The sequence below is a fragment of the Streptomyces sp. NPDC002680 genome, from assembly GCF_042889145.1.
Classification (GTDB): domain Bacteria; phylum Actinomycetota; class Actinomycetes; order Streptomycetales; family Streptomycetaceae; genus Streptomyces; species Streptomyces adonidis.
Genome location: NZ_JBIAQP010000011.1, coordinates 218016 through 231248 on the forward strand (window position 1 = coordinate 218016; position 13233 = coordinate 231248).

10 protein-coding genes and 1 pseudogene are annotated in these 13233 nt (G+C 68.1%); 2 read left to right on the forward strand and 9 right to left on the reverse strand.

The window, feature by feature from the left end:
- Positions 1 to 79: 79 nt before the first annotated feature.
- The gene (gene purU / locus ACFYXF_RS28395) at positions 80 to 961 is read left to right on the forward strand and encodes a formyltetrahydrofolate deformylase (RefSeq protein ID WP_389353594.1); all 882 of its coding nucleotides are present in this window, start codon (positions 80 to 82) and stop codon (positions 959 to 961) included.
- A 288-nt stretch (positions 962 to 1249) separates the two neighbouring features.
- On the opposite strand, the pseudogene ACFYXF_RS28400 reads toward purU, so the two are convergent.
- The 3 genes and pseudogenes from ACFYXF_RS28400 to betA form a co-directional block, all read right to left on the reverse strand.
- Positions 1250 to 1404 (reverse strand): annotated as a pseudogene (locus ACFYXF_RS28400) (cobyrinic acid a,c-diamide synthase); the annotation flags it as partial.
- On the reverse strand, positions 1361 to 2206 hold the full coding sequence (locus ACFYXF_RS28405) for a 5,10-methylenetetrahydrofolate reductase (protein WP_389353596.1): 846 nt from the start codon (positions 2204 to 2206) through the stop codon (positions 1361 to 1363). The gene ACFYXF_RS28405 and the pseudogene ACFYXF_RS28400, both read right to left, overlap by 44 nt.
- 3 nt (positions 2207 to 2209) lie before the next feature.
- Positions 2210 to 3883: a choline dehydrogenase gene (gene betA, locus ACFYXF_RS28410; RefSeq protein WP_389353598.1), complete on the reverse strand. Its 1674-nt coding sequence runs from the start codon at positions 3881 to 3883 to the stop codon at positions 2210 to 2212.
- Positions 3884 to 4084: 201 nt separating this feature from the next.
- Between betA and ACFYXF_RS28415 the strand changes: the two genes are divergently transcribed.
- Positions 4085 to 4831, forward strand: a complete 747-nt coding sequence (locus ACFYXF_RS28415; protein WP_389353916.1) for an IclR family transcriptional regulator — start codon at positions 4085 to 4087, stop codon at positions 4829 to 4831.
- A 75-nt stretch (positions 4832 to 4906) separates the two neighbouring features.
- Here the strand turns inward: ACFYXF_RS28415 and ACFYXF_RS28420 are convergent, their stop codons facing one another.
- From ACFYXF_RS28420 to icmF, 6 genes are all read right to left on the reverse strand, one after another.
- Complete coding sequence (locus ACFYXF_RS28420; protein WP_389353599.1) at positions 4907 to 6028, reverse strand: aromatic ring-hydroxylating dioxygenase subunit alpha; 1122 nt, start codon at positions 6026 to 6028, stop codon at positions 4907 to 4909.
- Between the two features lie 133 nt (positions 6029 to 6161).
- Positions 6162 to 7328 carry an NAD(P)/FAD-dependent oxidoreductase gene (locus ACFYXF_RS28425; RefSeq protein WP_389353600.1) on the reverse strand — a complete coding sequence of 389 codons (1167 nt, stop codon included), beginning with the start codon at positions 7326 to 7328 and terminating at the stop codon, positions 6162 to 6164.
- Positions 7325 to 7687 carry a bifunctional 3-phenylpropionate/cinnamic acid dioxygenase ferredoxin subunit gene (locus ACFYXF_RS28430; RefSeq protein ID WP_389353602.1) on the reverse strand — a complete coding sequence of 121 codons (363 nt, stop codon included), beginning with the start codon at positions 7685 to 7687 and terminating at the stop codon, positions 7325 to 7327. The genes ACFYXF_RS28425 and ACFYXF_RS28430 overlap by 4 nt, the downstream gene beginning before the upstream one ends.
- A gap of 260 nt (positions 7688 to 7947) precedes the next feature.
- The gene (locus ACFYXF_RS28435; protein WP_389353604.1) at positions 7948 to 8595 is read right to left on the reverse strand and encodes an MBL fold metallo-hydrolase; all 648 of its coding nucleotides are present in this window, start codon (positions 8593 to 8595) and stop codon (positions 7948 to 7950) included.
- Positions 8595 to 9680 carry an S-(hydroxymethyl)mycothiol dehydrogenase gene (locus ACFYXF_RS28440; RefSeq protein WP_389353606.1) on the reverse strand — a complete coding sequence of 362 codons (1086 nt, stop codon included), beginning with the start codon at positions 9678 to 9680 and terminating at the stop codon, positions 8595 to 8597. The genes ACFYXF_RS28435 and ACFYXF_RS28440 overlap by 1 nt, the downstream gene beginning before the upstream one ends.
- A 123-nt stretch (positions 9681 to 9803) precedes the next feature.
- On the reverse strand, positions 9804 to 13031 hold the full coding sequence (gene icmF / locus ACFYXF_RS28445) for a fused isobutyryl-CoA mutase/GTPase IcmF (protein ID WP_389353918.1): 3228 nt from the start codon (positions 13029 to 13031) through the stop codon (positions 9804 to 9806).
- Positions 13032 to 13233 lie beyond the last annotated feature (202 nt).

Here is a 13233-nt window from a genome sequence, read left to right on the forward strand (position 1 = left end):
CTTGACGCGACCGGCCACCGAGCCGACCATGTTGCGTATCGCTCACCATGTTGTGCAATACGCACCGACGGAGGCCGACGTGTCCCCTAAGTTCCCTCGACCGCAGACCGGCAGCGAGTACGTCCTCACCCTCTCGTGCCCCGACAGCTCGGGGCTGGTGCACGCCGTGAGCGGCTTTCTCGTCCGTAACTCGGGAAACATCCTGGAGAGCCAGCAGTTCGATGATCGACTGCAGGGCCGTTTCTTCATGAGGGTCCACTTCGATGTTTCCGATCCAAACGCGGACCTGGAAAATCTGCGTTACCGATTCGGTCCGGTCGCGGAGGCGTACGGCATCTCCTGGACCCTGCGGGAAGCGTCGACGCCGACCCGCACCCTGATCATGGTGTCGAAGTTCGGCCACTGCCTGAACGACCTCCTGTTCCGCCGCCGCACGGGCGGCCTGAACATCGAGATCCCGGCGATCGTCTCGAACCACCGCGACTTCGAGGGCCTGGCGGAGAGTTACGGAGTCCCCTTCCACCACATCCCGGTGACGAGGGAGACGAAGCCGGAGGCGGAGGCGAGGCTGCTGGAGCTGGTTCGCGAACTGGAAGTCGACCTGGTGGTCCTGGCCCGCTATATGCAGGTCCTCTCCGACGACCTGTGCAAGGAGCTGGAGGGCATGGCGATCAACATCCACCACTCCTTCCTGCCGAGCTTCAAGGGCGCGCGCCCGTACGAGCAGGCGTACGACCGTGGCGTGAAACTCGTAGGCGCGACGGCGCATTACGTCACGCCCGAGCTGGACGAGGGCCAGATCATCGAGCAGGACGTGGTCCGGGTGGACCACTCGCTGGATCCCGGGGAGCTGGTGACGGTGGGCCGGGACGTGGAGGCGCAGGTACTCGCCCACGCGGTGAAATGGCACAGCGAGAGCAGGGTGATGGTGGAGGGAAACAGGACGGTGGTCTTCCGCTGAACCAGCCTTTCCTCGCCCCCGCCGCCCCTACCCATTCCCATCCCTGGGGGCTGCGCCCCCAGACCCCCCTACGGCCCTGAACGGGCCTTGTCCTCAAACGCCGGACGGGCTGAGTGGAGATGCGTGCGGGTGGGTGGGAGAGTCGCGCTGAACGCGCTCGTCCTCAAACGCCGGACGGGCTGGGTGGTGCCAGCCGCGGCTGGAAGGTGCCGACCGGGCTGGATGGCGCTGGCCGTCGCTGGAGGTGTGGCCGTCGGGGCTTGATCATTCAGCCCAGCCCAGGCATTCCAGCCCGTCCGGCGTTTGAGGACGAGGCCGTTCAGGCCGACAGTGGGGGTCTGGGGGCGCAGCCCCCAGAAGGATGGGACGGGTAGGGGCGGCGGGGGCGAGACAAACGCCTCAGCCCCCCAACCGCTCAAGCAGCGCGCAGCGCCACCTCTCCGTCTCCGCGACCTGGTTGAACGTGAACACGTGCAACCCCGCCACCCCCGCACCAGGCTCCCCCAGCACCCCCTCCACCCGCGACAGCAACCGCTCCGGCACATACCCCCCAGGCGCCGCGAACCGCAGAAACCACGCCGGATGCCGAGCCAGAAACCGCGTCGACTCCCCCACCCCGATCTTCGTCGCCATGGACAGCAGCTTCGCCCGCTCCACAGGCCCGGCGACACCCACGTACACCGGCAGGGACACATCCCGCCGCCGTATACGACCCACCCACTCCCCCAGCACGCGCGCGTCGAAGCACAGATTGCTCACGATGTACGTCGCATGCTCCCGCTTGTCCCACATCGCCTGGATGGTGACGTCGTCGTGGATGAGCGGATGGCTCTCGGGGTACCCGGTCACGCCGACATGCGTGAACGGCCTGCCCAGCTCGCCCAGCCGCCGCAGCACCGGCAGCGCACCCTCGTACACCCCGGCCGGCGGATCCGAGTCCCCCGCCGGCACGAAGACGTCGTCGACCCCCACCTCGCGCAGCCGGTCGACGACGTCCTTCAGATGCGTGTCGTCCCGCAGTAGCCGGGCCGGCACATGCGGGACGACGCGATAGCCGTGCCCCGCCAGCCGCCCGGCCAGGTCGAGGGTCGGTTCCAGCCCCTTGACCGGCGAGGCCGTCACCGTGACGACGACCTCGCGCGGAACATGGGCCAGAACCTTGTCCTCGGTGGCCTTGGCGGGCAGCACCTCGTACCGGACGCGCTCCAGCAGCTCCCGGAGCCCTCGAAGCCCAGACGCGGCCAACGTCTACCCGGCCTGCTCTTCGTCACGGAGGCGGTAATACGCCGCCTCCGAAGCTGGCAGCGGCTGCTTGCCGAGGATCAGATCGGCGGCCTTCTCGGCGATCATCATCACCGGCGCGTAGATGTTCCCGTTGGTGACGTACGGCATCACCGACGCGTCCACGACCCGCAGCCCCTCCACCCCGTGCACCCGCAGGCTCTCCGGGTCGACGACCGCCATCTCGTCCGCCGCGGGCCCCATCTTGCAGGTGCAGGACGGATGCAGAGCCGTCTCGCCCTCCTTGGCGACCCAGTCGAGGATCTGCTCGTCGGTCTCCACCTGGGGCCCGGGCGAGACCTCCCCGTCGTTGTACGGGGCCATCGCGGGCTGGTTGAGCAGCCTGCGCGCCACCCGGATCGCCTCGACCCACTCACGCCGGTCCTGCTCGGTGGAGAGGTAGTTGAAGCGCAGCGCGGGATGTTCGCGCGGGTCCTTGCTCTTGATCTTCACCGAGCCGATGGCGTCGGAGTACATGGGGCCCACGTGCACCTGGTATCCGTGACCGCCGGCCGGTGAGGAGCCGTCGTAACGGACCGCGATGGGCAGGAAGTGGAACATCAGGTTGGGGTAGTCGACGTCCTCGTTGCTGCGGGCGAAGCCCCCGGCCTCGAAGTGGTTCGTGGCGGCGGGCCCCTTGCGGAACAGCCACTGGAGCCCGATGAAGGGGGCGCGCCACTTCGCCATGTACGGCTGCATGGACACCGGCTGCTTGCAGGCGTACTGGACGTACACCTCCAGGTGGTCCTGCATGTTCTCGCCGACGCCCGGAAGGTCGTGGACGACGTCGACGCCCAGGGCGCTCAGCTCCTCGGCGTTGCCGACTCCCGACAGCTGGAGCAGCTGCGGGGAGTTGATCGCGCCGCCGCAGAGGATGACCTCCTTGGCGCGGACCTGCTGGGGCGCCCCCTTGCCACGCTGGTACTCGACGCCGACGGCCTTCTTGCCCTCGAAGAGGACACGGGTGACCAGCGCACGCGTCTTCACGGTGAGGTTGGGCCGCTTGCGGACGGGCTTGAGGTAGGCCTTGGACGCCGACAGCCGGCGTCCCCGGTGGACGTTCCGGTCGAACTTGGCGAAGCCCTCCTGCCGGTATCCGTTGACGTCGTCCGTCGCCGGGTACCCCGCCTCCACTGTGGCCTTGAGGAAGGCGCCGAAGAGGGGGTTGGTGGCCGGGCCGCGTTCGAGGACGAGGGGGCCGTCGTGGCCGCGGAACTCGTCGTCGGGGTCGGCGGCGAGACAGTTCTCCATGCGCCGGAAGTAGGGAAGACAGTGCGCGTAGTCCCACTTCTCCATGCCGGGGTCGGCCGCCCAGCGCTCGTAGTCCATGGGGTTTCCGCGCTGGAAGATCATGCCGTTGATGCTGCTGGAGCCGCCGAGGACCTTGCCGCGCGCGTGGTAGATGCGCCGGCCGCCCATGTGGGGTTCGGGCTCGGACTCGTACTTCCAGTCGTAGAAGCGGCTGCCGATGGGATAGGTCAGGGCCGCGGGCATCTGGATGAAGACGTCCCACGGGTAGTCGGACCGGCCGGCCTCCAGGACCAGTACCCGGTTCGCCGGATCCGCCGAGAGCCTGTTGGCCAGTGCGCTGCCGGCCGATCCGCCGCCGACGATGACGAAGTCGTATTGCAGGGGAGCCATGATCTCTCGTCTCGCTCGCGCCGTAGATACGCGACGCATGCTAATCCAGTAGCGCTATACGCACCAGGTTGCGGGACACGCAACATGCAAGGTCTTGGTTTCGTAGCTGTTACCGGAAGGGGCGTTTTTTACTGCGCGTATAGTTTCGTTGTGAGCAACCACAGCACAGACACCGAAACGTCCAATTCACCGGCCGGCGGAGTGCAGTCGGTCGACCGCGCGATCAGCGTTCTGGAGATCCTCGCCCAACGCGGCGAGGCAGGCGTCAGCGAGGTCGCTGCCGAGATCGATGTTCACAAATCGACCGCGTTCCGGCTGCTAGGCGCGCTGGAGGCGCGTGGTCTGGTGGAGCAGGCGGGCGAGCGCGGCAAGTACCGCCTCGGCTTCGGCATCGTGCGGCTGGCGGGTGCGGTCACGGGGAGTATCGACATCACCCAGCAGGGCCGCCCGGTCTGCGAGCAGCTCGCCGAGGAGATCGGCGAGACCGTCAACATCGCCGTGCTTCAGGAGCACTACGCCGTCAACCTGTTCGAGGCACGCGGCCCCGGAGCGGTCAGCGCGTACAACTGGGTCGGCCAGCTGACCCCGCTGCACGCCACGTCCAGCGGCAAGATCCTGCTGGCCCACCTGCCCGCGAAGGAGCGGGGCGCGTTGCTGAACGGGGCGGGCCTGAAGAAGGTCACCCCGCACACGATCACGGCGAAGTCGAAGCTGGAGAAGGATCTTGCGGAGGCTCGGGAGCGGGGGTATGCGTGGACGCAGGAGGAGCTGGAGGTCGGCCTGCACGCGATGGCTGCGCCGATCCGGGACCGGGACGGGGTGGTTGTCGCGGCGGTGAGTGCGTCGGGGCCGTCGTATCGGTTCACCACGGAGCGGTTGCATGAGTTGGCGCCGCTGCTGGTGAAGGGGGCTGCGGAGATCAGTCACCGTATGGGGTATCTGGGGTGAGTTTGCTGGCTGCGGGCCCGGTGGGGGCTTGTCGCGCAGTTCCCCGCGCCCCTGAAAGCCGATGCCCGCGCCCCTCTACTGAACGAGCCGTTCGTTGACCCAGTCGTGGAACGCGCCGATGTGGTGCTCGCTCGGCACCAGCACGCCACCCTTCGCATAGAGCCGGGAACTCATCCCTGGCTGGGTGCGTTCGCAGGCCTCGAAGTCCTGGCGGTTGACGCGGTCGAAGAGTTCCACGGACCGGCTGACGTCCTTGCCGCTCTCGACGACGTGCGGGAGGTAGAGCCAGTCGCACTCGACGATCGTGCGGTCGGCGGCCACCGGGTACATACGGTGGAAGATCACATGGTCGGGTACGAGGTTGATGAAGACCTGCGGTTTGACGGTGATCGCGTAGTAGCGGCGGTCCTGCTCCTCGGCGACGCCCGGGATGCGGTCCAGCCCCTCGGAGCCGTCGATCGTGAACCCCTGGACCTCCCCGCCGAACTCGGCGCCGTGGCCGACGTAGTACTGGGCGGCGTAGCCGTCGGCGAACTCGGGGAGCACCTCGGTGAGTTCGGGGTGGATCGTGGCGCAGTGGTAGCACTCCATGAAGTTCTCGATGATGAGCTTCCAGTTGGCCTTCACGTCATAGACGATCCGCTTGCCGACCGAGAGGTTGTCGATGTCGTAGTGCTCGATCGACTCGACGTCACCGAGCCGGCCGATGACCTCGCCGATCACGTCCTCCTCGAAGGAGGGCGGGTTCTCCGCGAGACAGACCCAGACATAGCCGAGCCACTCCCGCACGGCCACACTCACCAGGCCGTACTCGGTACGCCCGACGTCCGGCATCTTGGTCAGGTTGGGCGCGGCGACGAGCTTGCCGTCGAGGCCGTACGTCCAGGCGTGGTACGGACACTGGAAGGCCCGCTTGACCTCGCCGGTCTCCTCGGTGCACAGCTTGGCACCCCGATGCCGGCACACGTTGAAGTAGGCGCGGATCGAGTTGTCCCGCGCCCGCGTCACGAGGATGCTCTCGCGGCCCACGTCGACGGTCCGGAACGCACCGGGCTTCGCCAGCTCGGACGCACGCGCGACACAGAACCACATGGTCTCGAATATGCGCTCCTGCTCCTGCGCGAAGATCCCCGCGTCCGTATAGGAGGAGCCGGGGAGGGTGGCGATCAGACTGTCGGGCAGACTGGTCGAGGTCACAGGGCACTCCTCGGAGAAACGTAGTGATCACAAAAGTTCGGTCAACGTGATGTCGGGTAGCGCCCCGCCAGGGGCGCACCCGACAGGGGCGCGGGGAACTGCGCGACAAGCCCCCACCGGCCCGCAGCCAAATTCACCGCACAACCGGCAGAGCCAACTGCTTGCGCCACCGCACAAACAACCGAGGCTGATTCATCCCCAGCACAGCCACCGGCTCCCCACCCCGCCGATAAACGGCAAGGACATTACGGTCACCAACAGCCCCTTCCTCAACCGTCACACTGTCAGCGACACCCGCGAACCCGGCGAACTGAATCTTCACCCCGTACTGATCCGACCAGAAATAGGGCGGCCGAGGCACCCCCGACTCCACCGCCCCACCCGCCAACAACACCGCCACCGCCGCAGCAGGCCGTTCCACCGCCCCGGTCCAGTGCTCGACCCGCCGATGAACGCCGGCCCGCGGGTCGTACCAGTTGGCACAGTCACCAACTGCCACAACTCCCGCCAGACTGCTACGCCCGTCCGCCCCGCACTTGACCCCGTTGTCGAGAACGACCCCGGACCCCTCAAGCCACTCGACACACGGCCGCGCCCCCACCCCGACGACGACGATGTCGGCGGGAACACTGCGCCCGTCGTCCAGCAGAACAGCATCCACCTGCCGCTCCCCGCTGAGCCCCTTCACTCCCACCCCGCACAACAGCCGTACGCCGTGGTCGGCGTGGAGGCCGGAGACGACGGCGCCCATGGTCTCGCCCAGGGGACCGGCCAGCGGTGTCGGGGCGGCCTCGATGACGGTGACGTCGAGCCCGAGGGCGTACGCCGTGGAGGCGACCTCCGCGCCGATGAAGCCGCCGCCGATCACCACCAGGCGTCCACCGCGGGCCAGTTCGTCGCGCAGGGCGCGGGCGTCGTCGAGGGTGCGCAGGGTGTGCACGCCGGTGAGGCCCTCGGCGCCGGGCAGGGTGCGGGCGGCGGCGCCGGTCGCGATGACGATGCCGTCGGCGCGCACCGCCCGGCCGTCGGCGAGGCGGACGGACCGGTCGGTGCGGTCGAGGCCGGTGGCGCGGGTGCCGAGCAGCCACTCCGCGCCGAGGTCCTCGCCGTCCGTCTCCAGCCCGAGGTCCGCCTCGCCGAGGGTTCCGGCCAGGAACTCCTTGGACAACGGCGGTCTGTCGTACGGGCGGTGCGCCTCGTCGCCGATGACGACCAGCCGTCCGTCGTAGCCCTGCTTCCGGAGGGAGCGCGCCGCCGACAGTCCGGCCAGCGAGGCGCCCACCACGGCCACTGTCCTCACGCGGGACCCCCGGCGAGCCGGGACGCGACGCACGGCGGCAGGTTGGGGGCGTCCGTGGACACCCGTACGTAGATCATGCCGTCCTCGACGACGACCTCGTGGGTCCGCACCGGCAGCTTGGCCGGCGGGGAGTCCACCGCGCCGGTGCGCAGGTCGAACTTGGAGGCGTGCAGCGGGCATTCCACCTCGCAGCCCTCCAGCCAGCCGTCGGCGAGCGAGGCATCCTGGTGGGTGCAGGTGTCGTCGATGGCGAAGACCTCGCCGTCGTCGGTGTGGAACACCGAGACGGGCGGATCGATGTCGAGCCGGAAGGCCTCACCTCGCGGGAGATCCGCGAGACGGCACGCGGGAATCATCATGACACCTCGGTGCGTATAGCGAAACGGATTGCGGTAAGCGCAACGTCAGTTTGAGGGCGCCCAGAACCCTTGTCAAGAAGTCCAGGGACCGGGATGAGCCAACTCACGAGTTGCGCAATGGACAACACTCCTCACATTGCACAACCTGAAACCAAGCGAGCCCGATGCCGAAACGAGCGCGTCGGCGCAGCTCAGACGGACATCGGGCAGCAATGGACCCCAGGGGGCGGGGAGTACGGATCGTCGGACGGGCCGTGCGGTCAGAAACCGCGGTCGATCCACTCCTGGAGGTGCGGCGCCTCGGCGGCGACGGTGGTCGTATCTCCGTGCCCGGTGTATACGACCGTGTCGCCCGGCAGGGTCAGCAGCCGGTCCCGGATCGAGTCGACGATGGTCGGGAAATGGCTGTACGACCGTCCCGTCGCCCCCGGACCGCCCGCGAACAGGGTGTCACCGCTGAAGAGGGCGGTCAGGGCGGGCGCGTACAGGCAGACCGCGCCCGGCGCATGACCGGGCGTGTGCAGCACGGTCAGCTCGACCCCGGCCACGGCGAGGACCTGACCGTCGGCCAGCTCGCCGTCGGGCGCGCGGTCCGGGTGGGTCTGCTTCCACAGCGGCAGGTCGTCGCCGTGGAGCAGGATCGGGGCGCCGGTGAGCGCGGCGAGTGCGGGGGCCGCGTCGATGTGGTCGTTGTGGGCGTGCGTGCACACGACGGCCCGGAGCGTACGGCCACCGAGAGCCACCGCGATGGCGTCGGCGTCATGAGCGGCGTCGATGACGATCGCCTCGTGGTCGTCGCCGACGATCCACACGTTGTTGTCGACGTCCCAGGTACCGCCGTCGAGCGAGAACGTGCCCGAGGTGACGAGCCGCTCGATCCGGGCGGGCTGCTGGACTCGCGCGGCCATCACAGCACCACCACGGAACGCAGCACGTCGCCGCCGTGCATCCGCTCGAACGCCTTCTCGACGTCGTCGAGCGCGATGGTCTCGGTCACGAAGGCGTCCAGCGGGAGGCGACCCTGGAGGTGAAGGTCGATGAGCATCGGGAAGTCACGGGAGGGCAGGCAGTCCCCGTACCAGGACGACTTCAGCGAGCCGCCACGCCCGAAGACGTCGATCAGCGGAAGCTCCAGCTTCATCTCCGGCGTCGGCACCCCGACCAGCACAACAGTCCCCGCGAGGTCACGGGCGTAGAAGGCCTGCTTGTACGTCTCCGGCCGGCCGACCGCCTCGATGACGACGTCGGCGCCGAAGCCGCCGGTCAGTTCCTGGATCGCCTCGACGGCGTCGGTCTCCTTGGAGTTGACCGTGTGGGTGGCCCCCAGCGTGCGGGCGGTGGCGAGCTTCCGGTCGTCGATGTCGACGGCGATGATCTTCGCGGCACCGGCGAGGTTGGCCCCGACGACCGCAGCGTCCCCGACCCCACCACAGCCGATGACGGCGACCGTGTCACCGCGCCCCACGTTGCCGGTGTTGATGGCGGCACCGATACCGGCCATGACCCCGCACCCCAGCAGCCCGGCGACAGCGGCCGAGGCGGCGGGGTCGACCTTGGTGCACTGCCCGGCCGCGACAAGAGTCTTCTCGGCGAAGGCACCGATACCGAGCGCCGGGGAGAGTTCCGTCCCGTCGGTGAGGGTCATCTTCTGCTTGGCGTTGTGCGTGTTGAAGCAGTACCACGGGCGCCCGCGCAGACAGGCGCGACAACTCCCGCAGACAGCACGCCAGTTGAGGATCACGAAGTCACCGGGGGCGACGTCCGTGACGCCCTCCCCGACCGACTCCACGACGCCCGCCGCCTCATGCCCGAGCAGGAAGGGGAAGTCGTCGTTGATCCCGCCCTCGCGGTAGTGCAGGTCGGTGTGGCAGACCCCGCAGGCCTGGATCTGCACCAGCGCCTCGCCCGGACCGGGATCCGGCACGAGGATCGTCTCCAGGCTGACGGGGGCGCCCTTCCCCCGGGCGACGACAGCACGGACCTGATGAGTCATGGCCACTCCTCGGCTGGTACAACCTCGATGTTGCTCATTGCGGCACACATCTCATGTGCCGCAACACAGCATCGTGGAGCGCCAAGCAGCGGTCAAGAATGCTGGAGGTTCCCCAGCCGCTCCTCAGACGTTCCTCCGGTACTGCCCGCCGATCTCGAAGAACGCCTCGGTGACCTGGCGGAGCGTGCACACCCTGGCGGCGGCCATCAGCGCCTCGAAGGCGTTCTCGCCGCCCACCGCGGCCTCCTTCAGCCGGGCGAGCGCCTGCGCGGCCTCCGCTCCGTGCGCGTTCTGGAAGTCGTGGACGCGCGTGAGCTGGGACTCCTTCTCCGTCTCCGTGGCGCGGGCCAGCTCGACCTCGTGGGGCGTGCCCTCGCCGCCGGGCCGACGGAAGGTGTTGACCCCGATGATCGGCAGCGAGCCGTCGTGCTTGCGCTGCTCGTACAGCATCGACTCGTCCTGGATGCGCCCGCGCTGGTACCCCGTCTCCATCGCGCCCAGCACACCACCCCGCTCGTTGATGCGATCGAACTCGGCGAGCACGGCCTCCTCGACCAGATCGGTGAGCTGGTCGATGATGAACGACCCCTGGAGCGGGTTCTCGTTCATGGCGAGCCCCCACTCCCGGTTGATGATCAGCTGGATGGCGAGCGCCCGCCGCACGGACTCCTCGGACGGGGTGGTGACGGCCTCGTCGTAGGCGTTGGTGTGCAGGGAGTTGGCGTTGTCGTAAATGGCGATGAGCCCCTGGAGGGTGGTGCGGATGTCGTTGAAGTCCATCTCCTGGGCGTGCAGGGAGCGGCCCGAGGTCTGGACGTGGTACTTCAGCTTCTGGCTGCGCTCGTTGGCCCCGTACCGCTCCCTCATCGCGACGGCCCAGATCCGCCGCGCCACCCGCCCCAGCACGGAGTACTCCGGATCCATCCCGTTGGAGAAGAAGAAGGACAGATTGGGGGCGAAGTCGTCGATGCGCATACCCCTCGCCAGATAGGCCTCGACGTACGTGAACCCGTTGGCGAGGGTGAAGGCGAGCTGGCTGATCGGGTTCGCCCCGGCCTCGGCGATGTGGTAGCCGGAGATGGACACGGAGTAGAAGTTGCGGACCTTCTGCTCGATGAACCACTCCTGGATGTCGGCCATCATCCGCAGCGAGAACTCGGTGGAGAAGAGACAGGTGTTCTGCCCCTGGTCCTCCTTGAGAATGTCGGCCTGCACGGTGCCGCGCACGTTCGCGAGGGCATGCGCCCGCAACTCGGCAACCTCCTCCGCCGACGGCTGACGCCCCTCCGCAACAGCGAACTTCTCAATCTGCTGATCGATGACGGTGTTGAGGAAGAAGGCGAGGACGGTCGGCGCGGGCCCGTTGATCGTCATGGACACGGAGGTGGTGGGAGCGACGAGGTCGAACCCGTCGTAGAGCGCCTTCATGTCGTCGAGGGTGGCCACGGAGACCCCGGACGTACCGACCTTGCCGTAGATGTCGGGGCGTTCGTCGGGGTCACGGCCGTAGAGGGTGACGGAGTCGAACGCGGTGGACAGCCGGGTGGCCGACTGCCCCTCGGAGAGCAGCTTGAAGCGCCGGTTCGTACGGAACGGATCGCCCTCCCCCGCGAACATCCGCGCCGGGTCCTCGCCGTCACGCTTGAAGGGGAACACCCCGGCGGTGAACGGGAAGAGCCCGGGCAGGTTCTCCCGCCGCCAGAACCGCACCAGCTCCCCGTGATCGGTGAAGGCGGGCAGCGCGACCCGGGGGATCTTGTTACCGGAGAGCGACTCACGGTTCAGCTGGGTACGGATCTCCCGGTCCCGCACCTTCACGACCTGCTCGTCACCGGAGTACGAGGCCACGACGGCGGGCCAGTCCCGGATCTGGTCGCTGATGTCGTGCGGCAGCCCCCGGCAGGCGTCGGCGAGCAACGACTCGACACCCTGCACCTCGGCCCCGGCCTCGACCAGCTCACCCCGGACGGCGTCCAGCCGCTGCACGCGCCGGGCCGCGTCGGCAAGCGTCTCCGTCCCTGCGTGATAGGCGCGCACCGCCTCGGTGATCTCGGCGAGATAGCGCACCCGCTCGGCGGGCACGACCCGCCGGATACCGGAGGAGTACCGCACGGCGACCGGTGCCAGAGCACCGTCGGACAGGGGCAGCCCCCGCTCACCCAGATCGGCCTTCAGATGCTGGTAGAGCGCGGTGACCCCGTCGTCGTTGAAGGTGGCGGCGGAGGTGCCGAACACCGGCATGTCCTCGGGCTTCTTCCCGAACGCCTCGCGGTTCCGCACAAGCTGACGCCCCACATCGCGCATAGCGTCCTTGGCACCACGCCGCTCGAACTTATTAATAGCCACGACATCGGCGAAGTCGAGCATGTCGATCTTCTCCAGCTGCGAGGCGGCGCCGAACTCGGGCGTCATCACATACATGGAGGTGTCGACGTACGGCACGATCGCCGCGTCGCCCTGGCCGATACCGGGCGTCTCCACGATCACGAGATCGAACCCGGCGGCCTTGATCACATCAATCACGTCGGACAGATGCTCGGGCAGCTCACGACTCCCACGCGTGGCCAGACTCCGGAAGAAGACCCGGCTGCCGTCCAGGGAGTTCATCCGAATCCGGTCGCCGAGCAACGCCCCGCCACCCCGACGCCGGGTGGGGTCAACGGCGATCACAGCGATCCGCAGCTTGTCCTGCTGGTCGACACGGAACCGCCGTACGAGTTCGTCGGTGAGCGAGGACTTCCCGGAGCCACCTGTACCAGTAATCCCGAGAACGGGCGTGACCCGAGCGGCAGCGGCGGCACGCACCTGCTCCAGCAGCTCGTCGGGCAGCTTGCCCAGCTCGGCACCGGTGATGGCACGGGCGATGGCGAACCGATCACCGGTGAGCACGGCGGCGGCATCGACGGCCTTACTGTCCCAAAGATCGAAATCACAGTCCTTGACGACCGAGTTGACCATCCCGGCAAGCCCCATCCGCTGCCCGTCCTCGGGCGAGAAGATGGTGACACCGCTCCGCCGCAGCCGAGCGATCTCGTCGGGCACGATGACGCCGCCCCCACCACCCACGACCTGGATGTGCTCGGCCCCCTGCCCCCGCAACGACTCGACGAGGTACTCGAAGTACTCCACATGCCCGCCCTGATAGGACGACACGGCGACACCGTGCGCATCCTCTTCGAGCGCCGCGTCCACGACCTCCCGCACCGACCGGTTGTGCCCCAGGTGGATCACCTCGGCGCCCTGGGACTGGAAGATCCGCCGCATGATGTTGATCGAGGCGTCATGCCCGTCGAACAGCGCCGAGGCGGTGACCAGCCGGACGGGGTGCACGGGACGGTGGAGATCGTTCACGGTCATGCCTTCCCATTTACTTGGACGTCCTAGTAATCAGGATACTAGGACGTCCAAGTAAATGGGCGAGGTGACGCACCCCACAGCCCCTTTCAGCCCGTCCGACGCTTGAGGACGAGGCCGTCCAGGCCGAAAGGGGGGTCTGGGGGCGCAGCCCCCAGAGGATGGGAACGGGTAGGGGCGGCGGGGGCGAAAAAACCAC